20 protein-coding genes and 1 pseudogene are annotated in these 22,644 nt (G+C 35.3%); 6 read left to right on the top strand and 15 right to left on the bottom strand.

All coding sequences use genetic code 11. The features are described 5' to 3' along the window. The first annotated feature begins 12 nt into the window (after positions 1 to 12). Genes M1B78_RS14105 through M1B78_RS14095 form a run of 3 tightly spaced genes read left to right on the top strand, consistent with a single transcriptional unit; the run spans position 13 to position 1,633 of the window. Entirely contained in the window at positions 13 to 699 is a 687-nt protein-coding gene (locus tag M1B78_RS14105) for a hypothetical protein (protein WP_257941008.1), read from the top strand. Further along, positions 677 to 1,432 (top strand): S1C family serine protease, encoded by a 756-nt coding sequence (locus M1B78_RS14100; RefSeq protein WP_257941007.1) that lies wholly within the window; start codon positions 677 to 679, stop codon positions 1,430 to 1,432. The genes M1B78_RS14105 and M1B78_RS14100 overlap by 23 nt, the downstream gene beginning before the upstream one ends. A 15-nt stretch (positions 1,433 to 1,447) precedes the next feature. Continuing rightward, complete coding sequence (locus M1B78_RS14095; RefSeq protein ID WP_257941006.1) at positions 1,448 to 1,633, top strand: hypothetical protein; 186 nt, start codon at positions 1,448 to 1,450, stop codon at positions 1,631 to 1,633. Positions 1,634 to 1,715: 82 nt separating this feature from the next. Here M1B78_RS14095 and M1B78_RS14090 read toward each other — a convergent pair whose 3' ends face one another. Genes M1B78_RS14090 through M1B78_RS14075 form a run of 4 tightly spaced genes read right to left on the bottom strand, consistent with a single transcriptional unit; the run spans position 1,716 to position 7,205 of the window. Further along, on the bottom strand, positions 1,716 to 3,815 hold the full coding sequence (locus M1B78_RS14090; protein ID WP_257941005.1) for an ATP-binding protein: 2,100 nt from the start codon (positions 3,813 to 3,815) through the stop codon (positions 1,716 to 1,718). A gap of 1 nt (position 3,816) precedes the next feature. Beyond that, positions 3,817 to 5,286: an SIR2 family protein gene (locus M1B78_RS14085; RefSeq protein ID WP_257941004.1), complete on the bottom strand. Its 1,470-nt coding sequence runs from the start codon at positions 5,284 to 5,286 to the stop codon at positions 3,817 to 3,819. 25 nt (positions 5,287 to 5,311) lie between these two features. Next, positions 5,312 to 5,923, bottom strand: coding sequence for an RloB family protein (locus M1B78_RS14080; protein WP_257941003.1), 612 nt, complete (start codon positions 5,921 to 5,923; stop codon positions 5,312 to 5,314). A gap of 1 nt (position 5,924) precedes the next feature. Further along, positions 5,925 to 7,205 carry an AAA family ATPase gene (locus tag M1B78_RS14075; protein WP_257941002.1) on the bottom strand — a complete coding sequence of 427 codons (1,281 nt, stop codon included), beginning with the start codon at positions 7,203 to 7,205 and terminating at the stop codon, positions 5,925 to 5,927. Between the two features lie 433 nt (positions 7,206 to 7,638). Between M1B78_RS14075 and M1B78_RS14070 the strand changes: the two genes are divergently transcribed. From M1B78_RS14070 to M1B78_RS14060, 3 genes are read left to right on the top strand one after another with little or no spacing between them, the layout of a single operon-like run. Then, entirely contained in the window at positions 7,639 to 7,800 is a 162-nt protein-coding gene (locus M1B78_RS14070) for a hypothetical protein (RefSeq protein WP_257941001.1), read from the top strand. A 20-nt stretch (positions 7,801 to 7,820) separates the two neighbouring features. Beyond that, the gene (locus M1B78_RS14065; RefSeq protein ID WP_118264347.1) at positions 7,821 to 8,315 is read left to right on the top strand and encodes a DNA-deoxyinosine glycosylase; all 495 of its coding nucleotides are present in this window, start codon (positions 7,821 to 7,823) and stop codon (positions 8,313 to 8,315) included. A gap of 10 nt (positions 8,316 to 8,325) precedes the next feature. Then, a complete protein-coding gene (locus M1B78_RS14060) occupies positions 8,326 to 8,556 on the top strand; it encodes a hypothetical protein (RefSeq protein WP_118264346.1) in 231 nt (76 codons plus the stop codon). 277 nt (positions 8,557 to 8,833) lie between these two features. Here M1B78_RS14060 and M1B78_RS14055 read toward each other — a convergent pair. The 11 genes and pseudogenes from M1B78_RS14055 to M1B78_RS14005 all read right to left on the bottom strand — a co-directional run bounded on the left by M1B78_RS14055 (position 8,834) and on the right by M1B78_RS14005 (position 22,501). Next, a pseudogene (locus tag M1B78_RS14055) lies at positions 8,834 to 9,053 on the bottom strand (winged helix-turn-helix domain-containing protein). Positions 9,054 to 9,875: 822 nt separating this feature from the next. Next, positions 9,876 to 10,742, bottom strand: coding sequence for a hypothetical protein (locus M1B78_RS14050; protein WP_118264343.1), 867 nt, complete (start codon positions 10,740 to 10,742; stop codon positions 9,876 to 9,878). Between the two features lie 230 nt (positions 10,743 to 10,972). After that, positions 10,973 to 11,686: a hypothetical protein gene (locus tag M1B78_RS14045; protein ID WP_257941000.1), complete on the bottom strand. Its 714-nt coding sequence runs from the start codon at positions 11,684 to 11,686 to the stop codon at positions 10,973 to 10,975. A 4-nt stretch (positions 11,687 to 11,690) separates the two neighbouring features. Continuing rightward, positions 11,691 to 12,122 (bottom strand): hypothetical protein, encoded by a 432-nt coding sequence (locus tag M1B78_RS14040; RefSeq protein ID WP_257940999.1) that lies wholly within the window; start codon positions 12,120 to 12,122, stop codon positions 11,691 to 11,693. Beyond that, positions 12,119 to 12,454 (bottom strand): hypothetical protein, encoded by a 336-nt coding sequence (locus M1B78_RS14035; protein ID WP_257940998.1) that lies wholly within the window; start codon positions 12,452 to 12,454, stop codon positions 12,119 to 12,121. Before M1B78_RS14035 ends, M1B78_RS14040 begins: the two co-directional genes overlap by 4 nt. Before the next feature lie 146 nt (positions 12,455 to 12,600). Next, positions 12,601 to 14,583, bottom strand: coding sequence for a BACON domain-containing protein (locus M1B78_RS14030; RefSeq protein ID WP_257940997.1), 1,983 nt, complete (start codon positions 14,581 to 14,583; stop codon positions 12,601 to 12,603). A gap of 54 nt (positions 14,584 to 14,637) precedes the next feature. Next, positions 14,638 to 17,148, bottom strand: coding sequence for a fimbrillin family protein (locus tag M1B78_RS14025; protein WP_257940996.1), 2,511 nt, complete (start codon positions 17,146 to 17,148; stop codon positions 14,638 to 14,640). A 22-nt stretch (positions 17,149 to 17,170) separates the two neighbouring features. Continuing rightward, complete coding sequence (locus tag M1B78_RS14020; RefSeq protein ID WP_257940995.1) at positions 17,171 to 18,928, bottom strand: BACON domain-containing protein; 1,758 nt, start codon at positions 18,926 to 18,928, stop codon at positions 17,171 to 17,173. A gap of 54 nt (positions 18,929 to 18,982) precedes the next feature. Then, complete coding sequence (locus M1B78_RS14015; RefSeq protein WP_257940994.1) at positions 18,983 to 19,516, bottom strand: hypothetical protein; 534 nt, start codon at positions 19,514 to 19,516, stop codon at positions 18,983 to 18,985. A gap of 887 nt (positions 19,517 to 20,403) precedes the next feature. After that, positions 20,404 to 22,089, bottom strand: a complete 1,686-nt coding sequence (locus tag M1B78_RS14010; protein WP_257940993.1) for an MACPF domain-containing protein — start codon at positions 22,087 to 22,089, stop codon at positions 20,404 to 20,406. 1 nt (position 22,090) lies between these two features. Next, positions 22,091 to 22,501 (bottom strand): hypothetical protein, encoded by a 411-nt coding sequence (locus M1B78_RS14005; RefSeq protein ID WP_257940992.1) that lies wholly within the window; start codon positions 22,499 to 22,501, stop codon positions 22,091 to 22,093. Positions 22,502 to 22,644 lie beyond the last annotated feature (143 nt).

Here is a 22,644-nt window from a genome sequence, read left to right as displayed (position 1 = left end):
CGTTTAGTTTATATGGCAGAGAAGAAAGAATCTTTTTTTTGGACAAGTTACTCTGATTTGATGACGAGCCTATTCTTCATCATGCTTACACTCTTTGTCCTTGTTATCGTGCTCTTGCACAAACGTATGGAAGCGACGGAGAAGCAACTTGAAGAAATCAAAAAAGTGGAAGCATCAACCAAGGAACTTGGTCGTTCAAAGAACTTTGCGTATAAAGCAGAATACAAGAAATACGTTCTTGATGTAAGATGTTTCTTCAAAGAAACAAAATATCGTCTTGCAGACCTGCAAGCAGATACAGCAAGACTACATAGGGCTGGTACTGAAATCAAGGAGTTTCTTGATAAAAACGAAAACAATCAGTACTTGCTCATCATTGAAGGGCAGGCTTCGCGCAATTCACAAAAACTGACAGATGCCAACTACGACTGGAGTTTCCAACGTGCGCTCACACTGATGAAGTTCTGGAAGGATATTTGCCACATTGATTTTGGAGCAAACTGCGAGTTTCAGATTGCTGGTAGTGGTGACGGTCGATACAACTTTGGCTACACAGGCGGTGAAGGCACCGAACGTTTCAAACAGCTTGATGCAACTCTCATGCGTGAAAGAGGCTCTAAGGAAATTGACAATCAACGCTTTGTTATTCACATAATACCCAAAAATATTATTGAAGATGCTGAAAAAAAAGAAAACTAAATATTGTGCTGTCATACTATGCTTATCGGTCTTGCTTTTTGTATCGTGCGCTCACAAGTCTGGCCACCGTCGCGACCGTGAACGCCCTGGCACTACGATGGCTGACCGTTCAGACAGGAAGTCTTCACGCTCTGCTTCTCGTAAGAGTAAGATTGTGAATAAACGATCCAGCGACAAACTTGAAGGGGCACAAATCTTTGAACGCTATGGCAGTGCTGTGTTCATGGTATTCACGACAGACGGCTCTAATGCTTATCAAGGTTCAGGTTTCTTTATTGACAACGAAGGTCTTGCAGTAAGTAACTATCATGTTTTCAAGGGAACTGGTATTGGTCTTGAGCAAATCAAACTTGTAGGGAGCGATGAAGCCTACAAAGTTACTGAGATCATACAAAAGAGTGAGCAAGAGGATTTCATTTTATTCCGAGTAGATTGTGAAAACACAAATTACATCCCCATTGCTACTGACAAACCTAAAATCGGTGAGAAAGTGTATGCTATTGGAAGTCCCCGCGGTCTTGAAAACACCTTCTCCTCAGGTGAGGTGTCTCAGTGGCGTGCCGACAATCTTATGCAAATTAGCGCACTCATCGACCATGGTAGCAGTGGCGGTGCTCTTATCAACGAATATGGTGAGGTAGTAGGCATTACGTCAGGTTCATTTGCTGATGGTTCACAAGCAAACCTAAACTATGCTTGGAGTATTGATGCCGTGAAACCATATATCAGATAGATTTATGGCAACTTGATGCACATATACTTTGTAGCTGAAACGAAAGGCTACGATAAGGATAGTCTGAAGGACTACCATCGTGCAGAAAGTGTGAAGATAGAATGTACAAGTCGTCACTTTACCACTATCTCTGATAGTCATGTCACATACGATGCCGTAAAGAACTACGATGAGTTGTGGGACATAATCACAAAGCCATAAGAATATAACTTAAATCTGTTGTAGTATTTCGGGCATAAACACAAGTTTATGCCCGAGTTTGATATGATCTTTATTCTATTCTTTAATCATTCTTCTTATCTTTTTCCTCTTCTAACCACTTATTTGCACACTTTTTATAATCGATTTCACTTCCCTTAATCCAATTATCAATAAATTCAGGATCATTGCTATTCGGTCTTGGCTTAGCAGTATTCATCCTTGCTACTACAGGTGTCCTTACACAATCACCCATAATAATAACATGTTGCTGCGGTAATGTAGGCAATTGACTCAGTATCTCAGAATTAGCTGCAGATACAAGTTTGCGAATATACGTTTGGTCATCAGGATTTTGAATTCTATGCACAATAAAACTATTGCATTGTGATAGTACGGTTTTCGATAGTTCGGAAGGTCTTTGACTTGAAACTAATAGCGACAATCCATATTTTCTGCCTTCACGCGCAATTCTTTCGAACACCTTTCTTGAAATGGAATCTCTATCTTTTTGATTATTCTCAGGGATATAGTTCTGCGCCTCTTCCAAGGCAATCACTACGGGCATCTTGCCTCTTTCTTCTTTGTCAAAACGAGAAAGAAACTCTAAAATTAGTCTTCCAATAAGTCCAGTTATTGTCTCAAGTACTTGAAACGGCAAAAGAGACATATCAATTATCGTAATTTGGTTATGGACATCTTTAACACATCCACTTCCATTATAATACTCTTTGTACATTGAAGCGTCCGCAATAGTGTTATATACTTGACCGTAATCACCAAGTATATATGCAAGGAATTGGACAAGTACATCATTTACATCATTTTGCTTATCCAAAAGCAATGGACTCGCTAGCCTGATATCATCAACAAATGATTGCATTCTCAGTTTTAAAGTCGAGATGTATTCATTCATTTTGTCTTGCGAAACAGCAGATTCTTTTATTGCATACTCAAAGCATGTGGATATCAAAGAATGAAAGTTGTAATACAAAGGAGCATCTATATTGCGATTTTCTGAAGATGTTTTCTCTACAAGAGTCTCTTGATATTCTTCTAAGTTTTGATTGATAGTATCAAGTGCGTTTTGAATAAGATTAACATCATAGCTGCCCTTTGGATAACCATTATTCGAATACACTTTATTTGGTGCTTTCTGTGACTTAATATCACTCAGTGCTTTACAAATCTCACTTACATCAAAATCTGTGAGTCTTTCGTTTTTTAGTTTATTAAAAGCATCACATATAGACTCTATGTCTTCTAAAATTGCAGATTTTGCCTTATTACCTCCAGCATTTAGATTATCTATTAAAACTTTTAGGTGATTTACATAAAGTTGAGGGATTAATTTTCTTTCTTCTGCAGCAACATGACTCTTTGCTAAGGCAAGAGCACGCTTCAATATAGGTCCTTGTGTTCCGGTGGTTGGTTCAAATAAATAATCCATATCATCATAGTTCATAAACCAATATGGAATTTTTAATCCATTATCATTAATCCAAAATGGATTTACTATATTGTTCTGCTCAATGTTAAAAGCGTCTTTATATTCTCCATTTGTGTCAAAGATTACAATATGACTACTTTTGAGTTTTTCACCATTATATTCGTATTGGAACAAACTTTGAAGAATCGATGTTAATGTACATGATTTCCCTGAACCTGTGTTTCCAAGAATCGCAACATGCTTGGCAAACATCTTATCTGGGTTGATTTTTACTTGGTAATCAGGAAATGCAGGTGAGGTGCCTATTGGCAAATAGAAGTCTTTTTTGAAATCAACTTTTTCATTTGCCTTTTGGTCGAATATTATATCTAAATCTTCTCGAGTCACATACCATACTGGATTATCAAGAATAGGATAATTATATACTCCTTGTATATAAAGACCACTTTCTATCGTTCCGACCATAGTCGCCGATAGATATCGATTGGATTCTGTTAAAAAAATAGTTCCTGAAGCTTTGGTCAAATCCGTTTCTTCTCGTGTCATTACACGATTTACCATTGCAACGATTTTGTCTGCTCCTACAGGTATAACAATATAAGAATTAATCCTAGCAACAGGATAAATTTCTTCATAACCACTTTTGTACAAACTTTTCAAATTATCGTCCAAACGGACATAAACAGACAAACTATCGACTGTTACTATTCTACCTATATTCCTTTCGTTTGCCATACTATTCTTTATTAGAAATCAACTTATTAAGAGTTTCTGCAACTTCGTCATTAGAAGATGCATCAAGAAAATCAGGCATTAGAGTGTTTGCCAATGTCAGAAAATCCCCCAAATAGTTACCCTCAAGAATTATAATGCGAGGGTCATTCAAGTCATGTAAGTGTTTTATCTCCTCAGATTTCTTTGTACCATTAAAATCAATAATAATCAAAGTAAAAGAAGGATTTGATAACGCTTGATAAATAATATCATTGAAATGTTCATCACAGAAAGAATATCCTATAGTAAAAAGAACGGACTGAGGCTGTGATGTGCAATATGCAAAGTGACGGAAGAGTTCTGAGTATGGTAAATCAAGAGTGTAGCTTTTTTTTACGGCAGTTGGATAAATCATCAAATTACCATAACCAAAATCTTTTTCTTCTACATCTGCAGCTTTGCGTTTAATCAGATCAATAGACATTTCTTCTATGCCATATATATTATTAGCAGAGCGTTTATTGTCACTTACCCAACTAATCGACCCATGCAACTTAAAGTATCTTACAACTTTCTCTATACGTTGTACTTTTCCTGCTGTAGTTGAACCTGGATAGAAAATATCATAATTAAAGGTCTCAGGTTTAAAATATCTATGATGAAAGCCAGAAAAACCATCGATGTATTTAATACCAAGGTTGTCAAATGCATATTCAAATGCTAGGTCGTAATTACTCGTAAAGATGTTTGCTCTCTGTAAGTTGAGCGGTCTTTGCATTAAGGATTTCAGAAACTTCTCATGAAAAATATACTTGTTTTTCTTAAAAGCATCAGTCATCTTTTTCTCCTTAATTCGCTTCAAATCTCGTTCTGAAGTTTTTCTGTTGTGAACATCACATATTGAAAACAAAGAACCTTTCAACGCATCAATTAACTTTCTAACTCTATTTGCACCTATCTCATCATGCTCCGCATCTTTTTGATATGTAATGGCAGTAAGATAGTTGAGTAGAGATTCAAACATAACTAATACTTCTCCATAATGCTTTTCTGGAGAATCATCTTCACCTTCAGGAATTTCAATGTCTTTGTAATTCCTTATATATGTTCCATCGTATATTAAATCCCAATTTCTGTCATCCTGAAATTTCACATCCTTGACGGGGGTGTATTTTTTCATCATGTTATCTTGCAATTTTTGTACGTAAGACTTGAAATCACTCTTCAAATCTTCGTCTTCTAGATCCATGATATACTTCTCTGTTTCCGATGGAATATTCTGAATACTGGCAGCTCCAAGATGTATGGAAGAACCAGTGCCAAATAAAAAGTTGACATTATCTAATTGAAGATAGTTTTTTATAAGTTCCTTCACTTTGTATGTGAGTTTACTCATTTCTTCTTCATTTAATTCTTCGCCATCTTTATGATCAGCCCAAATATTTAACTTGTCTTCTTTACCTATGAAAATATGATTGTCTGTTGTTTTCATCTTTGATTAATTTGACGATTTGTATTTATTCGGAGAGTGTTGTCAGCCTTTCCATCAACCTACCAAGTTCCGAGAATGTATAATCCCTACCTCCCTTTTGTACCTCATCCATAGAACGATCGGCATTTACAATAGCCTTTTCAAGGCTTCCCCCGTTGCGTTCAAAGTAGGCGTGTAAGCCTTTGGATTTGGTGAAGAAGTCGATGGCTTTCTTGTATTCCACACATTGGTTTAAATCCTTGAGCAAAGACTCTTGTGTATCGTATGGACGTGAGGTGTAACGGAAATAGTAGAGGAAGAATAACTCGGTACAACGATGTGTCTCGAAGAACTCCACCTCGCAGTAAATGCCTTTCTTCGGTTTGTTGATAGACTTGGCGTACTTCGCCTTTAATTTTTGATATTGAGAACGCTCTGGCTCCACGTCCTTCGTGTCCATATCGATAACGCAGAAGATATTGCTATAGCCCATTGCCACACCTTCTGCTATCTTTGCATCCAGTTCCTTGATATTGGTATGCTTTGGATAGTCCGGCTTGATGGTCAAGCGTTTGAACACATCGCATAAGGACTTGAAGTAGAAGAATTCCGTAGGTCCTTCACCTAAGATAAGTGCTGCTTGTCGTAACTTTCCCATGTCAATCCTCCAGATTTATAAAGATACTACCTAACTCTGGTTTTGCTCCCAAACGTCCAATGCGGTAAGAGTTATATAGAGACAAATTCTTGTGCAGCCCAAAAGAGTCACCGCGAGAATATTCGGAAGAGGCCGTTTCCTTGTTCTTCTCAACAAACCACACAACACCTCTATTTTCATTGATAAGGTCTTGAGACAACAGTGTTGTTTCCTGACTGGTGATAATCAACTGTGATTTTTCTGAGTTGAATATAAAGACATTGAGATAGTAGTACAACAAGTCATTGTGTAAATCCTCACCTAATTCATCGAGATAATACACATGAGAACTTGTTATCATATCGTATAATGCCTCCAGAATGCGTATATATTTTTGAGTACCTTTTGACTGCCATTTGAGAGGAATGTCAAAATCTCCATTTATAGAGTGATTGACAAATGCAACGGAGTCGGAAGTAGGTTTAAGCAGTGCCTCCTTCATTTCTTCCGGGATATTTTCCTTTTGGATGCGTTCACGGAACTCATTAGGCACAAAGCGATCTTCTATGATAGGTTTATATTCCAAGATGTTCAAATCAGCCTTTTGAAGCATGGTGTTGTAGAACTTACGCTTTTTCAAATTATTATAAGCATCATTTAGAATTTCCACAAGTCCTTTTTCACTGTCCCCATCTACATCATGATAGTTTTCCATAATCCAACTATGAAGGATATTGAATTGTGCAATATCTTCTTTCAAAGCTGCTTTTCTGCAAACAGACAAAACGCTATGATTATTCAATGTGTTCTCACGAATGCTCTCTTGCGTTTTTACAAGCAGCCTGAGACTTGAACCAAACTTGATCTCCGCCTGTACATTATCGCCGACAAATGTGCGCTCATAGAACAACGATTTTGATTTGTTCGGATAATAATACAGTGCTTCACTCAATATGTGCTTATCGTTGAACTTCACATCATAGTCGTATCTGATGCCATTGGCATAGAATGAAACGTGCATTTCTGTTGGCTCATCCTTTGTGAGTACGAAAGGAATACTTCCGTTTATTCTTTGAGCCGTGTCTGATTTTGGCAGAACTAACAGACGAAAAACCTCATTCAAGGCAATCAGCATATTGGATTTTCCAGAAGCATTGGAACCGTATAGTATTCCTAACTTATACAAGAATACTCCTTCAGCAACTTCTGTAATAAGTTCCGAAGAAGGCCCCTTAGCCAAGAAACTCAATTCTTGTTTATCTCGAATGGAAAGATAATTCTTTACCCAGAAATCTCTTATCATAGGATTATGTATTTATATCATTATTGTAATTTGGGTGCAAATTTACAAATTATTTTCTTTAATAAAGAAGTATATTCTGTAAAATTCGTAATTAAATTACCATTTAACCATATTTTAACTCTATTATATAAATTACCCTATCAAACTTGAGATATCGAGACTTCATTAGATTGCATGATAATGTACAAAACTGTTTTTGAAATAAAAATGTATAAATATAAGGTCAAGCAATATTGTCAGCACAAAACTTGCACATTTATATAATTATTGTGGTTTACAAAAGTTAAAGTCGTTAAAATTCAGCTTTACTTATGTCTTCAAATAAAAACCGCTCCACTTTTCTATCGTATTAACTACAAACAACTGATAACCAGCAACATCTACATACGGAAACTGTTCCAGATTACGACACGTAATCATTAAAGGAAAAACAATGCCGACAATAACTCCAACTAGTTTTTTTGAAGGGACAGGCACTTCTATGGAAGATATAGCTCCTTTACGTTTCTTTTTAATTATTCCTAAAGGTTGTAAAGAAGATTATCAAAACAACTCTATATGGATGGCACATGCTATTGCAATTTTTGAAGAATAACATTAACATATCACAGAGCGATGAAAAAAGATGAATTACTAAAGAACAGAGTACAATCATTACCGCCTATTATTGATGAAAGTTCCGAAATCCTAATATTGGGAACCATGCCCGGTAAGGAATCACTGAGAAGCAAAGAGTACTATGCTGCACCCAATAACAGTTTCTGGAAAATAATGAAGCGATTGTTCAATTCCAATATGGAATTCAAAAATTACGAGGAAAAAGTTTCGTGTTTAAAGAAACACCACATTGCATTATGGGATACGTTACAGTCTTGTGAACGCGAAAGCAGCTTGGATAGCAATATAAAAGAAGAAGAATATAATGACATTGACGATTTACTAAGTCGTTATCCTCAAATAAAAAAAGTTATATTTAATGGAAAGAAAGCTGCCAACTATTACAAAACTCGATTGCCGTCCAGTATAGCTTATTCTACCAGCAATGCTTGTGCTAAAAAAGTAGAAGAAAAAATACAGAACTGGTCAAATGTCTTAAACGCTAAATATTAAAGAAAAAATTATGAAAAGCAAAAGAGATTTTACTTTGGAAGAAGTTTACAAAATTAAGGAGTTAATTAGGCTGAAACTGCAAGCTTCTAGTGAAGAACAAAAAAAGATTAGAGCCAAGATACGAGATATTGGTTTCTATTGGGAAGACTTTCATCCAAGAACAGAAATACCGAAAGTGGAGTATAATGTTGAGAATTTTGAAAAATTGGTAAGAAACGGTTCTATTATTACTCAAGGATAGTACTTGTTCAATATAAGATGGCACTATAAATATTTGACATGAATGTGAAATACGGGATTCAAAATGAGTTCCGTATTTTTTATTTAATACATTGTAGAATGAGAAAAATGGGCATGACAAAGAAAAATCAAGTAATGCCCGATAAGGTTTTAAGCAAAGAATTCGAAGAAGATAGAATAGGCATATTTTACAAAAGACCTCCTTACAACTGGGGAAAATCAAACTGTGAACCGGAACATTTATCAGTTCCGGTTCCTTTCCATAATAATACATGCACTTATCCGAAGGAAAAACCGAACTGGTCTTCATCATAGACTTCTATCAATCCGTTCACCCGATGTATGCAGACCTTGTTCTCACGGGCCAGCCATCCGACAGCCAATGCAGTACTCTCAACACTCAGATTCATTTTTCTGGCAAGTTCGGGGATTGATATTCTTTTCACTAAGGACGTGCCATACATTACCTGCATTGACACCGACAATTCTTTTGTCCATACGTCTTACATTAAAATATTAATATTCAATTGATAATACTCAAGCGGCATACCTTATTAAGGTATAGAAAGGGAACCGACATCCGGTGATACATAGGCTATGTTATAAGCCTACATATCACTTATGTATCAGGAATTTTTTCTCAGTGGAATTCCAATGTTTGACAATGCTTTTCAGACAGGAAAAGGATCTGCACTTATTCATCAGTATCATGATTATGGCTCCAGGCTTGTGCCCTATATGCAAACCCATCTAAATTAAAAGCGGAAGGGCATTAACCTTGTCTATAAGTGAGGGAGTCGAAACCCTTGGTACAAACAGAAAACGCCCTCCGCAAAATATCGCAGGTTGAACGTAGGGCTGTCCTTGGGTACATTGGAAGGAAATTTCGACTTTTCACTTATACAGAACCAGCTAAACGCTTTTTTATCAATAAGATTATAGTGTCCATCACGATGAACACCATAAAGGTACTCATATTTTTGAAACAACAAGCATTTATGGATATATTTTTGAACATTTCCCTCAAATAAAGTGCTTTTATGGTATCCCGGAGTGAAAAAGAAGGAAACCAAAGCCTTTTTACCGGTTCTGATTTCCTTTTTAGGTTTACTTTTTTATCTGTTTCAATTGATCCAATCCACTACAGTATCTCCCTTATAGTCTTTCTTCCAAACGGTCTCTGCTACCTTTACTCGATATTTCCAAGGCTGTCTCCATAAACTCCAGGACTGTCTTATAAGGTGAAGTGGCAGCTATACTATCATAATGATTTTCAGTAATTTGAATGTTTCTATCCATCTAAAAAACAAGTCGTTTATTTCAATAAGTTTTTTTAAACACCCAACGGATATTTTCTGTATTGTCTTCTTTCCACACTACTGGATATGTCATAGTCGGTTGCCATTTATCATTATCGCATGGTATATATATTGGTATTCCACTATTATTTTGAATGCAGTGTGCCGCCTCTGTTTGAGATAACATTTTTAAGCCGTACCAAATATACCGTATAAAACAATACGTAAAAATATATATCTGCTCCCACTGCTCAAAAGTTATTCCTGGAAGAATAGAATCAGAATGGTTGGTATGGTCAACAAGCACTATACCTCCATTGACAACATGATATTGCGAATGAGCCTCTCCATTTCTAATTTTATTGTTATATGCAATTCGTAAGATATTATAAATAGGAGGAAAGCACTTGAATCTTTTTATTATATCTTGCTCTATTATATTACATTTACTTCTTTTTCTTTGTATCAACTCAAATACATTAAGATTCCAATCATAATGTTCGCCATTTATCAAATGGGCGAGTTGTATCAAAGTTCTCAGTATAAAGTTATTTTCCCAAATATTTTTGTATTTAGACAATTCCTCATGTAAGTCTTGTTCATAAGATGTTATTCCATTGAAATTTCGGTAATCCAGCTTCTCAAAATATTTATCATCATCAGTTGTATTGCCAATTCCTTTTCCAAAAGCTTGATTAAACCCCTGTACAGAATTAAAGCCCTCATCTCCAGGACCAATTGTTGGATGATTATCAAAAAAGAATCCATTCTGCTCGCATAGCAATATATCAGATTTAAAAATCTGATTCTTACCACATTCTTTAAATAAATAGTTTACCGAGTCAACAGCGGACTTACCATATTCATTCAATTTCACCAATCTAATCATAACATGTCTTTTTACACAAAGATAGTGATATTAATAAAGAATAGTCTTTTTCCCCTCAAAATATAAATTTTAAGAATATAGCAATATTAATGTTTTTGAGTTTTCTTCTCTCAAATGTAATAAACTCCAGCGTTTTTTGCAAGTTCATTAACCTTCAAGAATCTAAAAAATCGTATTGCACCTTAACTGCATTGGACTAATCGGATGTCAAATAACGAATCACTTATCATCTATGCCACTGTCTTTCCACCCCATTGATTAGCCATCGCATCCGCTATCCCTGGAAAGGTCTTGCTTCTCAGTTTTCTTCTTTCTTCAGGCGATACACCCGAGAAGAATATATCAGTGAACCATTTAGGAGATTTGTTTCCACTCTTTGAAACATAGATCTCACCTTTCCCAACTATATTTGTCGGTATCAGGAGAGGTAAGTTTTTCAACCATAGACAAGTCTTCTTACTTGCCTCGTGACCAAACATCCAAGGTTCTATGATTTGGTCGGGCTTTCTCCATCGGCTGCTCATTATACCTACCGGATTCTCGATGGCCAGTTTACCCACTCCTATCCTTGAAACATCCATAAAGAACTGGACTGCTTCCTCACGGTCTTTGGCTCTGTCGGGGAACTTCGGATGTGGTCTTCTCTCTTCTATAGGAAGGTTCTTATCGTCAGGGTGATAATACCATCTTGCACCTGAGACTGCAAGATAAGTGCAGGGTGGATGGGCTATGACCAGATCCCAGTTACCGTCAAGGAAGTGTTTGGTTCCATTCTCCAAGGTTCCACCACGATTGGCTATTACATCAAACATATCTCCCTTGAAATGATATTCTGGATGACTACCGCTACACTCCTGAAGGTCACAACTATAAGCGTTATGACCCAGTTTTCTGAAAGCCAGACAAACAGCTTGACTTTCCTCACATGCTACTAAGACATTCATTGGCTTAATAGGTTATCTTCATTATTAATTTATCCTCACTCAGCCCTATCGTTATATCCTCCACTCTTTCTTCCATCATAATCATCAAATTCTTATAGAATCTAATAAATGCAAGTACAGGGGAATAGAACCGGCTTCCTCTCAGGTTTAAAGGATAAATGACCGGATTGCCTAAGGGTTTAAGATAGAAGTTTGTAATGTTCACGCCGGATGCCATAGCCATGTCGCAGTCTGCAATTTCCTTCAAGTCCAGGTTATAACTGAGGGTCCGGTGATAAATGAGTACAATTTCATTGTCCGCAATTTTCTGATACTCAAATTTCACCAGGCCGCTTGTTGTCTCTTCAAGTTCGATATTGACGGTCTCTTCGATTTCTTCTTTGGATTGGTTGATATTACATACAGCTCCGCCTGCTATAAATACGTGGTTCTTCATAATGTTTTAGATTTAGTTTTTTGTGATTTAATGGATAATGTCATGTCCCATTCCTTTTTCAGATAAGAGACAAGACCGGAATAGGCATCAATTCTTCTCCTTTCCCTCGGCATGATTGATAAAGCCTCTTGAAGTGTAAGATTAATACAGAGACCGGTTTTAAAAGCGTCTCCATATTTCTGTCGGAGCGCTTCTATGTCTCTTTGGTATTTTTCAGGGATAGGTTTGGTGCTGTCTTTTTTCATGATTACACTTGGCTCAGCATTTTCCAAGCGATTAGAAACAGAAACTTTTTCAGCTCCTAATATTCTGTTTATAAAATCGGTGAACATAAATGCGATTTATATTTCAGGAGTAAGGATTTGAGCTGGTGAGAATAGCATTTTAGCGATTTGGGAATAAGGACAAAAAATAACGCACCAAGATTTATGTCCTAGTGCGTTATCTGTATTGAAGGTTTATTATTATTCTATTGCTGTTATTGAGGTATAAGTGGGATATTAATTCTTCCCTGTTCTGTTTCTATAACTTTTTGATTTCCGACTTGATAAACTCTTGGAGCTATATTCACGTTACCACGGATTTTCTTAAAAACATGTTGTGTTCCGTCATTTTTAAGGCTTAACCCATACCCTTCTTGTTGTTGTAAAACATCTGAATTTATATTACAAGTTTTCCAACGTTCCCAACTAGCTATGTCATTCGGTATTATGCCACTAAGTCGATTCCCAAAAATAACCAAGCCACATTCTTTGAGTCCAGCAGGTAAGTTTCCCGTCAAGTTATTCCCTTGTAGCCAGATGGATGTAATTTTAGGTAATTCTGTAATTCCTATAGGTAATTCTCCCTCTAAGCTGTTAAACTCTATAATGAAGTTTTGGAGTTCTTTAAGTTCTCGAATACTTTCGGGTATTTTACCACTTAATGAACAAGCACTAGCCTGAAAATTCTCTAATGTCTTTAAGTTTCCTAATTTTTCTGATAAAGTTCCACTAATATTATTATCACTTACATCAATAACACGTAACTTCGGTAATTCATATATACCCTCTGGAAGTTTACCAAGAAATTTATTCCCACTAATCGAAAAACTATCAAGTTTCTTAAGATGTTTAATTTTATCTGAAATTTCTCCAGTAAACTGATTAGAGTTTACTACTTTATGAACTCCGTCAGCCCAAACAACAGCAGTTCCACCTCGAGCAACTCCACGAATATCTATACAATCCAGGTTAGTTAAATTATAAAAACTCTCAGGAAGTTCACCTGTAAATAGATTATATCCACAAGTAAACTGTCTCAGTCTTTTCAGATTTCCGATTTCTTTCGGTAATTCTCCTGTAAAAGAATTATAACCTATTATTAATTCCTCCAGGCTTTCAAGGGTCGTTATTGCTTCTGGAAGTTTACCTGAGAAATTGTTTCCATCCAGCCAAAGTTGTCTTAGCTTTTTTAAGTTTCCAATATCCTCCGGAATTTCACCATATAAACATTCATCGGTTTCATTATTATGATTGTGAGTCAATAATAATGCCTGTAACTTAGTCAGAGTCCAAATTGCCTTCGGAAGTTCCCCTGTAAAACAATTTTGGCAAGCACCGAATTCACATAGGTTCTTAAGATTTCCTATTTTCTCTGATATCCTCCCTGATAACTGATTCCTTCCGAGTGTTGGTGCTTCCGGATTATTAGGGTCTATAACAATCGTACCTCCCTCAGAACCAAAATTAGTATTACTGACTTGAAAATACTCAAGCTTTGTTAGATCATAAAAACCCTCAGGGAGTTCTCCATATAAGTAATTATTATGAAGTCTAAGGTATCTAAGCTCCTTAAGATTTCCGATACTCTCAGGAAAACGTCCAATTAAGTTATTTCTATCCATGCTGATTCTGGTGACTCTTCCCTGACCATCTGTACTAACACCATACCAAGAGGATACAGGTTTCTCTGAGCACCATCCTGAATTATTTTTCCAACCATCACCATTTGTCATCTTATAGAGATCAACCAAGGCTTTGCGTTCTAATTTTAAGGCTTCTTCGAGATCATCTTTCTCCGAGCGTCCTTTTTGTATGACATTTATTTTCTTGATTGTTTCTCCACAGACCAGATTAATAGTTGCACCCCTCTCAGTATAAGTATCATTCGGGGTTGGAATTTTTATTGTTATAATTGCTTCCCCCGCCCCTCCTTGTTCGGGCGTTACTATAATCCATTCTTCTTCCTCCTCTTCGGTAGACTTAGTTTCTGTCTTGATTATATCCACCGCCCATTTTGACAGGGCCGTGAATGAAATACTGGCTTCTCCGCCTTCTTTAGGGAGAATAGGATTTAAGTTTTCTGTACTTGGGAATGTTAGTTCTGATAAAGTTATTGGTTCTTCATCATCCTTACAAGAGCATACTACTGAAGATAGTAGTATAAATAGTGACAAAAGATTATAAATATTATTTCTCATATAATTTAACGTTATGATTATTCAATTACTAAACTTGTATATTTATCTCAGTTGTTATTTTACTACTGCCGGATAATTAAAGATTTTAGGTGGAATATGTTTGTAATTTTTCATCATTTCTTCATTCGCTGACCTTGTATTAGCATTTATCCATTCAGAACGTCCAGGTTCATCAAACTTAACAAACTCTTCATAATCATAAGTCCAAGAATCACCATAAGCTAATTTCATGGCACGTTTATAGATTGCTTCACGGCTTGGAGCATTGAATAAATTACTTCGATTACCACCACTATTCATTATGCTACTATTGGTCGGACGATAAATTCCTTTTTTATAAAGATATGCTCCTTCAAAAAGTCCAATTTCCTCATACAGATAACGGCAATCCTTTATAAAATGTGCCCATCTAACTTTTTCTGGATCACTAATAAAATCCACATTGGCATAATAACCATAATTAATATAATCTTGATTAAATGATATAATGAATTCTTCCGAAGGAGTTCCCGACACGGCTCCACTTTGCAAATATTCATCAAATAAATAACCAAAACCATGTCCACCTGCTTCATGGAGTGTTAGACTACGAGCACTATTAGGATGAGCTAAATTATTTGAATCTGTGTTACCTGTACCAAAAGGACAATTGGCAATGGAGAATCCATTTTGATACAAGAAAGTATTGGCTATAGGCACGTAACAGTTTTGTACCATTATGACTTGTACATTATCCAAATTATCTCTTCTTATTGCTTTTTTGGCATATTCCATGCATTTATCTTTATCTATTTCAAAATTTGAGGTAACTTTTGATGAAAAAGCAGTTTCTCCAGTCATCATATTATTTTTGGATACAGCCTTAATCATTATTACATCAAATAATTCCCGTAATGATTTGAATGGTTCTATGGAGAAATAATGCTCCATCGTTTCTTTCATTTTTGTTTCGTATAAACCGTCATTCTCCATATCTGTATCTACGAACTGGTCACCCATCATCACTATAGTTATACCATTACCTTTTGAATGAGTTTGTAATGCAACCACTTCTCCGTCTTTTGAAAAGTCTGTAGAAGCATAAAGGTTTTCTATTTGCAAAATATAGCCGGGGCGTTGGGATAAGATGTCAAGTTCTGGATCCCATTTTTTCCAATTGGGATGTTGCAATAGTTTTTCGGGAACAATACCGCTAAGACAATTACCATATAAATCTAAGTCAACCAAATTTGATAAATTTGCAAAGCACTCAGGTATGGAACCTTCTAATTGGTTATGTGCCAATAATATAAGCTTAGCCTTTTTTAAAGCATCAATACTTCTCGGAATAGAGCCAGTCAAATTGTTACCACCTAACTCCAGTATTTCTAAATTTATAAGATTCCCAAGATTCTCAGGAATAGAACCAATCAAAGCATTGCCACCTAGCCATAATTTTTTAAGTCCTTTTAGATTTCCAATGCTTTCTGGTATGGAACCTTTTAAATTATTTCCATCAAAATAGAGTTCTTTCAAACCTTCTAAGTTTCCAATTTCTTCCGGAATCACACCAGATAAATTATTATTTGATAGAAAAAGCCTATTAACTCTTTCAAGCTCATACGAATCTACTCCGACTCCATACCACTCATGAATCGGTTTATCACTACACCAGTTTGTATTATTTGTCCAATTATCCCCATTAGTAGCTTTATAGAGTGCAACCAAAGCTTCCCGTTCTCTTGCTTTCATATTTTCAACTTCATCCCCATTCAAATATAACGTATATACGTTACCCGCTTTGAAACCTCCTGTTGGTACATTCTTTACTAACAAGGGGTCTCCGTTCTGTTTGGATACTATCAGTTCAGCATCCTCCGTTTGTGGAAGGATGGCAATGTAACATGTAATCTCTTGTTGACCCTCCAATGGACCATTAGAAATATGATATCGCAAATTTTGAGACAATTGTTCTGCAACAATTTCCTCTTTTTCCATGTCGAAATAGACCTTTCCTTCATTATAGAGATCCTGAAAAGCAATATTTTCTGACGAGCTTACATAAAATCCCAATCTATTATCTCCTTCTACAGAAAGAATATCGACAGGAAGAGTAATTTTAATGAAAGCAAAGAGATGCTTAAATTGTAATGACACTTTTCTGTCATTTACAGAACTCGAAGCATATATGAAATCAAACCTGTTATTATTATAGCTTTGGAACTGTATGTCAGGCAATTTCATTTTTTGCGGATTTTCAGAACCTCCTATCCAAGGATAATAAGCATACACCTTTTCTCCTTCTGTAGCTGTTATTTTTTCTCCTAAAGTACCAAACTTTGTTTCATCACCATCATTCAAAGCTGTATATTGAAGGTTATTCTGTTCCTTCGTAAATAATCCGATAGCATCTCCCGTATTCCAAGTAACATGTGTTATTCCGTCATCCTCTACAAAAGTGGTACGTGTTTTTGCAAATCCTGCTGTAACTTCTATATCGCCTTTACTTTTGAATATCTCTTCATCGGTACAGCCCAATAAAGTTATAGCGACCAATATCTGAATTATATATTTCATCTTGTCCATAATCTCTTTTCATTTATAAAGTTTACCATGGTTGAGTAGGCATATCGTCAATACCACCACTTGTACTATCTTTTCCTGCTTGTCTTATAACAATAATCTTAGTTATGTCACCACCAGTCAAAGTTACACTTCCTGTTCTTTGACTTTCACTGTCATTTGCTAAAATTGTAAACCGTAAAATTCCGGTTGATAAAGCACGGGTAGTAATCTGTTCAATCCAATTCTCAGAAGTGGTAACTGTATATTCTACATTTGCATCTGCCTTGATTTCTATAGTTCCTCCTTCACATCCGAGAGTATATTCATCTTGCCCTATAAAAATAGCATCCTGTTGCTTCTGGATCACTTTTACCGTTTCAGCCAATCCGCTTTCTCCGTCAATGAAGGTTATCTCAGCTGAACGTTCATCATATCCTTCATTAGCTGTGATGGTAAAGACATGAGTATTGGCAACAGTTGCTTTTGTAGTAACTTCCGTAATCCAATCTACCTCTGGCATTTGGATGGAGTATCTTCCGGTGGCTGTCACTTCCACTTGTATCTGTTCACCCACAGCAGAGACGGTATATTCCTTCTGTTTTATACTGAATACATTTTTCCCTTTTTGTATCACTTTGATATGCTGCTCCAACTTATCATTGGAAATTGTAATCACAGCTTCACGGTTCTCATCACTTGTATTTTCTTTCACGACAAATTTCAATCGCTTGTCAATCAATCCACGGGTAGTGATCTGTGCAATCCAGTCTGAGGATACGGAAACCTTAAACTCGACATTGGCACTCACCGTAAAGTCCAGTTCTCCTCCTTCTACTTCCATTATATATTCATTCTGTGCCAATACTATAGCATCTTTCTGTAATTGGCTGATGGTTACAGTATCAGCCACATTCTTATCTTTAGGATCATAGAATACAATCTTTACTTCCCTAGAATCATAGGTATCATTAGGAGATACAGTATAATGGTGTGTATGGGTAGAAACCGCACAGCTTTGAACCTCTGTAATCCAATCTACTACATCGGGGAGCATTTTAACCTCATAATTAAATGTACTTTTTATTTCAATATCCACATTTCCACCTTCTTCTGGAATAGTGAAATCCTTTTTCGTTAAAGTTATAAAGTCCTCAAATCCCTGATAAACCTTAATCGTTTCCGATAGTCCTCCACTCTTGATTATAATTTCATCTTCTCGTTTATCTCCAGTTTCATTAGGTTCTATGGTGAAATTCAGATTACTTGTAGTAAGAGCACGTGTCTTTTCGGTTTGCTGTTTAATCCAATCAGCCCTTACTTCAACCTCAAAGTTAATATTAGCTTTCACCTCTACACTAATACTTCCTCCCTTACTATCCACTTCATATTTGGAAGAGGTTACGGTTAAAGCGTCTTTCTGTTTCTGGGTTACGACAATATTTTTGCTGACTGTTCCACATTTCAATACAACTGTTGCATTGCGTTCATCGTATGTTTCATTGGTTGTTGCAGTTATAGTTATTTCATTTTTACCTTTACTGCCGGAAGAAGGAGTAACAGCAATCCAACTTTCGGCACGGGTATTGACTAAAGATGCAGTCCAATCAGCAGTAGCAGTGAATGAAATACTCACCGTACCACCTTCTTGTGATAGTACGGGATTTAGATTCTCCGAACTTGGTATTGTGATTTCTGGAGAAGGTTCGGGAGGTGTAGGATCGTTATTATCATCCTTACACGAACATACTACAAAAAGCAGTAGTGTAAACAATGGAAATAAATATAGTTTTTTTGTTCTCATATTAAACATATTTCAATCAAATTATTCACTTCTTATTTTTGCAAATTCAAACAACTAGGGGATTGGATATATAGAGAGATTTAAGCATTTGGCAATCTCGATTAAAGATTCTTTTTGACTATTTGAATCAAGATGAAGATTTGGTGTTACTGATTGAATCCATTTATATAGTTTCTCATGCCACTTCTTTTCTCTTCTCTTCTCTTTTTGAAGTAGAGTAAACCAATCAAAGGGAGCAAATTTTTCACATTGACTATATAAATCAAGTCCCCAAGATTTATTCAGGTTAGACTGCTCATTGTTGATACTATCATACAAGAGTTGGAAATCCAAATTATCCACAATCATACTGAGTTTATCAGTTGGATTTTTTAGAACTAGAAGATTGTCAATCGCACTTTTTTTAGATTTGAGAAAGTCTTCAGTCTGAATCTTCCATTTTTCGAACCAAAGATCTTTCCATTCCCAATCAGTATTACATTGTGATTTGGAGTTTTCAATATCCTCTTTCATTATCTTCTGAAAAAAATAGAAAAGAAGACATTTTTGATTAAGTGGCATTTGGGGATTAGGAAAAATTGGCTTCATAGTTTAATCTCCTATTACTACAAGCCTCCGAGTAGTAGTTTATTGAATAAAAGAAAGCGTGAGGCTTGTCTATGTTCATCAAAACTGAGGTATCGCCAAACACCCTACCATAAAATGAACGAAGAAACAATACTCCTCACGCTGAATGATATGTAAGGAGTATAGCATAAAAGCTACACGCATACATATACAAACAGAAATGAGCGTCAATATTGCCTTCTATCCCTTATGGTAAAAATTTGGCGAATTTTCAGTCTTGGGATGAAGCAAAAAACGCTTTCCATATAAATCCAACCATTTCTCCGATTGGACTTTGCAAATATACGTTTTTGTTTTAATATTGACGCTCTTGTTATGAGTATTATTTCTTCAAATATAAGGAAAACAATACTTTCAGAGACGGTAAAATTAGGAAAATATCATTGAACGGCAGGTTTGTTATATGATGGAATTGTAACATTCAACTCGATATTGCATTACAATCAAAGCATAAAAAACAATTGCTCATATTATCGAAGACAAAATAAATACGGAAAACATAGCATAATGATAGTTCTCTTTTTCTTTATTTATATTCCTTGTATGTCTGCTATCTCAAAGTAAAAATCGGTTAGTCAGAGACGGAAGCCTATATGAAGTATGAGTATAGTGCATAACCCGAAGGGATGTTGTAAAAAAACTGACAAAACACTTATTCTTTAAACTTTTGAACATCAATTACATTTTTCATTCTACTTTGTTTTTTAGTTAGTATTGAAAAAGAAAAAACAAAGGACTAGATATGTTTTTCTAGCCCTTTACTTAAAATCCAACTATTGTCAAGTGCTTAATTTTAAAAAGTGAAGACATAATAGTTAGTTATTAATTGCCTTCTCTTCTGTTTTATTTTAGAGACCAAAAATTGTATAGTCTAATAAATCTTCTCTATCTACAGTTACTTCCGGTAAACCATTTACAAAATCTGTTAGTCCATATAATTTTAAAGTCTTTTCGTAATCATAAAGAGACCAACATACTGTACCTTCCACGATAGAAGTAGCATTGCGACTTGTATCTAATAAATTGCCACTTAATATCCTTGCAAAAGTTGATAAGCTTGATTTTTTTGTGGGACCGTCACATATCAAATACATCATATTATTTTCTTTATCTACATATTTCTTAAATTGATTAACATCGTATCTTGCAAAGTCCATATAATAAGATGGCATAAGTGGACCCAAATCACTATCTACTTCTTTTAAAACAGTTTTCAATCCATAAACCTTTTTATGAGTATTGACTAATTCTTGTATCTTTTTTTCTTGTCCTGATTCTGTTTCATTTGTTATGTTATCTGTCGTTAAAAGTATTCGATCATCAGTTTTAGAAACCAATGAACTGTATAGAACGGTAAGTCCTTGTACTTTTCGCCGTATAATTTCAATATACGGTTCTATGAACTGAGCTGGTCCATCAGTTTCTCCATTCTGGAGATAAATGTCAATAGAAGCTTTACGATTTATCTCAGAGATGAGTTCTGACAAAGGTAACAACCCCTCATTTTCAATGTCAATCATATTATAAGTCTCAGGTGTTAACGAAGCCATCCATTTAGAAAGGTCTATATTTACATCTTTAATGTCTTGTGGTGCGCTAAATACTGCATAATTTAGATTACCGCCTATGGCTTTTATGGATAGTTTCATACCACTTATTTTTTGTGAAGTAGCCTCTTCTCTATAGTAATCTCTTCCTAATCCAATACTTGTTGTGACATCAACTGTGTCTTTTTTACTGCCAAAAGTCGCCTTGATATCTTGATCAATATTCTTTTCTTTTGTTTCAGTAACATCATTGCTATTATATATTCCAGAATATAATGCGGTAAGTCTGCCTCCTGAATAAAAGTCCACAAGAACCAATGAGCCATATGTATTAATAAATTCTTTCATAGTAAGGGAGTGTAGCTCATCAAGGAAAGTCTTGTTCAGATAGTTGAGTTTGATTTTTTTTATTAAATTTGACGATATTGACAATTTGTGTCTTACGCCCAAGACTGAAACATCCAATTGTCCATATACTCTTTTGCTTTCATTAATGACATCTTTTGTAAATACTTCTTCAACAGTTTTTTTATTGCCGAAAGAGAAAAGTTTAACATTTATATTAAATCCGGTCGTAACTTTTTCGGTATCTTTTGATTTGAGTGTATATCTATCAAAAGTTGAATAAGAGAACGGCTCCATTTCTTGTATTCCAACATAGTGGTCTTGTACATAGAAGCCTTCTTCCTTTCTAATCTTATTGATATCAATGATAGGACTTCCAATATTGATTGCAGTTCCTAAAGGAAATTTGTCAAGTCTATATGAACAGCCTAAATAGTCTTTGACTTCAGTTGTTAATAAGCTTCTTGTAGCAGTTTTCCTTTCTGGAAAAATCAAGGGATATTTTGAATCCCTCTCCTTAAGTACAGTAATTGATTCTGTAAAAGGTGCAGATTGTGTTAGGCAATCGTCTATTTCTTCATTGCACATACATCCGTACACCAAAAATAAAGACAAAAGAGAAAATGTGAGATTTGTTTTCATACTATATTTTTTTGGTTAAACATAATTCACAGCCATTGTTTTTATCGCTAATATTCTTTTGCAAAATCAAATTGCCATCTTCATGTCTGATAATCCACCATTTTCCTACTAATATGTTCTTGTAGCCATCACTAATATTTATTATTTTATCTTTCACCTCATATTGAAATATTGATTTACTTGAATATGGAATATTCGAGTTCATATCCTCTATTGCATATTCGCCAACAATTGTCGATTCAAAGGTAACTTTTATATCTAATTTATTTTCTACACCAGACGACCTATAGAATAAAGTTCCCTCCCAATATGTTTGATATAAATCCAATTTTTCCTCCATTTTACATTCCTCATCCTTGTTGCAAGAGATTAAGGATAGCAATAAAAAAATAATGGGCATGATCTTTTTCATAACTAATTTACTTTAAAATATTATCGAAGTATATAAACACTTAGATAAAAATAAATTCAGTGAATCTTATTATATAATAGTCCGTTAAAAATTCACCATATCGGCTAAGCGGCTTCTGCCACTATGCCAAAGAGTTCTTTGAT

The sequence above is a fragment of the Bacteroides muris (ex Fokt et al. 2023) genome, assembly GCF_024704895.1.
In the GTDB taxonomy this organism is placed as follows: domain Bacteria; phylum Bacteroidota; class Bacteroidia; order Bacteroidales; family Bacteroidaceae; genus Bacteroides; species Bacteroides muris.
This window is presented reverse-complemented; position numbering and strand designations above follow the sequence as displayed.

Coding starts and splice junctions, on each gene's coding strand:
- M1B78_RS14075 (WP_257941002.1), bottom strand. CDS start 7,205: ATGATAAGAGATTTCTGGGTAAAGAATTATCTTTCCATTCGAGATAAA.
- M1B78_RS14040 (WP_257940999.1), bottom strand. CDS start 12,122: ATGAAGAACCACGTATTTATAGCAGGCGGAGCTGTATGTAATATCAAC.
- M1B78_RS14005 (WP_257940992.1), bottom strand. CDS start 22,501: ATGAAAAAGATCATGCCCATTATTTTTTTATTGCTATCCTTAATCTCT.
- M1B78_RS14025 (WP_257940996.1), bottom strand. CDS start 17,148: ATGGACAAGATGAAATATATAATTCAGATATTGGTCGCTATAACTTTA.
- M1B78_RS14070 (WP_257941001.1), top strand. CDS start 7,639: ATGCCGACAATAACTCCAACTAGTTTTTTTGAAGGGACAGGCACTTCT.
- M1B78_RS14100 (WP_257941007.1), top strand. CDS start 677: ATGCTGAAAAAAAAGAAAACTAAATATTGTGCTGTCATACTATGCTTA.
- M1B78_RS14030 (WP_257940997.1), bottom strand. CDS start 14,583: ATGAGAAATAATATTTATAATCTTTTGTCACTATTTATACTACTATCT.
- M1B78_RS14035 (WP_257940998.1), bottom strand. CDS start 12,454: ATGTTCACCGATTTTATAAACAGAATATTAGGAGCTGAAAAAGTTTCT.
- M1B78_RS14045 (WP_257941000.1), bottom strand. CDS start 11,686: ATGAATGTCTTAGTAGCATGTGAGGAAAGTCAAGCTGTTTGTCTGGCT.
- M1B78_RS14090 (WP_257941005.1), bottom strand. CDS start 3,815: ATGGCAAACGAAAGGAATATAGGTAGAATAGTAACAGTCGATAGTTTG.
- M1B78_RS14010 (WP_257940993.1), bottom strand. CDS start 22,089: ATGAAAACAAATCTCACATTTTCTCTTTTGTCTTTATTTTTGGTGTAC.
- M1B78_RS14095 (WP_257941006.1), top strand. CDS start 1,448: ATGCACATATACTTTGTAGCTGAAACGAAAGGCTACGATAAGGATAGT.
- M1B78_RS14050 (WP_118264343.1), bottom strand. CDS start 10,742: ATGATTAGATTGGTGAAATTGAATGAATATGGTAAGTCCGCTGTTGAC.
- M1B78_RS14085 (WP_257941004.1), bottom strand. CDS start 5,286: ATGAAAACAACAGACAATCATATTTTCATAGGTAAAGAAGACAAGTTA.
- M1B78_RS14080 (WP_257941003.1), bottom strand. CDS start 5,923: ATGGGAAAGTTACGACAAGCAGCACTTATCTTAGGTGAAGGACCTACG.
- M1B78_RS14065 (WP_118264347.1), top strand. CDS start 7,821: ATGAAAAAAGATGAATTACTAAAGAACAGAGTACAATCATTACCGCCT.
- M1B78_RS14105 (WP_257941008.1), top strand. CDS start 13: ATGGCAGAGAAGAAAGAATCTTTTTTTTGGACAAGTTACTCTGATTTG.
- M1B78_RS14060 (WP_118264346.1), top strand. CDS start 8,326: ATGAAAAGCAAAAGAGATTTTACTTTGGAAGAAGTTTACAAAATTAAG.
- M1B78_RS14015 (WP_257940994.1), bottom strand. CDS start 19,516: ATGAAGCCAATTTTTCCTAATCCCCAAATGCCACTTAATCAAAAATGT.
- M1B78_RS14020 (WP_257940995.1), bottom strand. CDS start 18,928: ATGAGAACAAAAAAACTATATTTATTTCCATTGTTTACACTACTGCTT.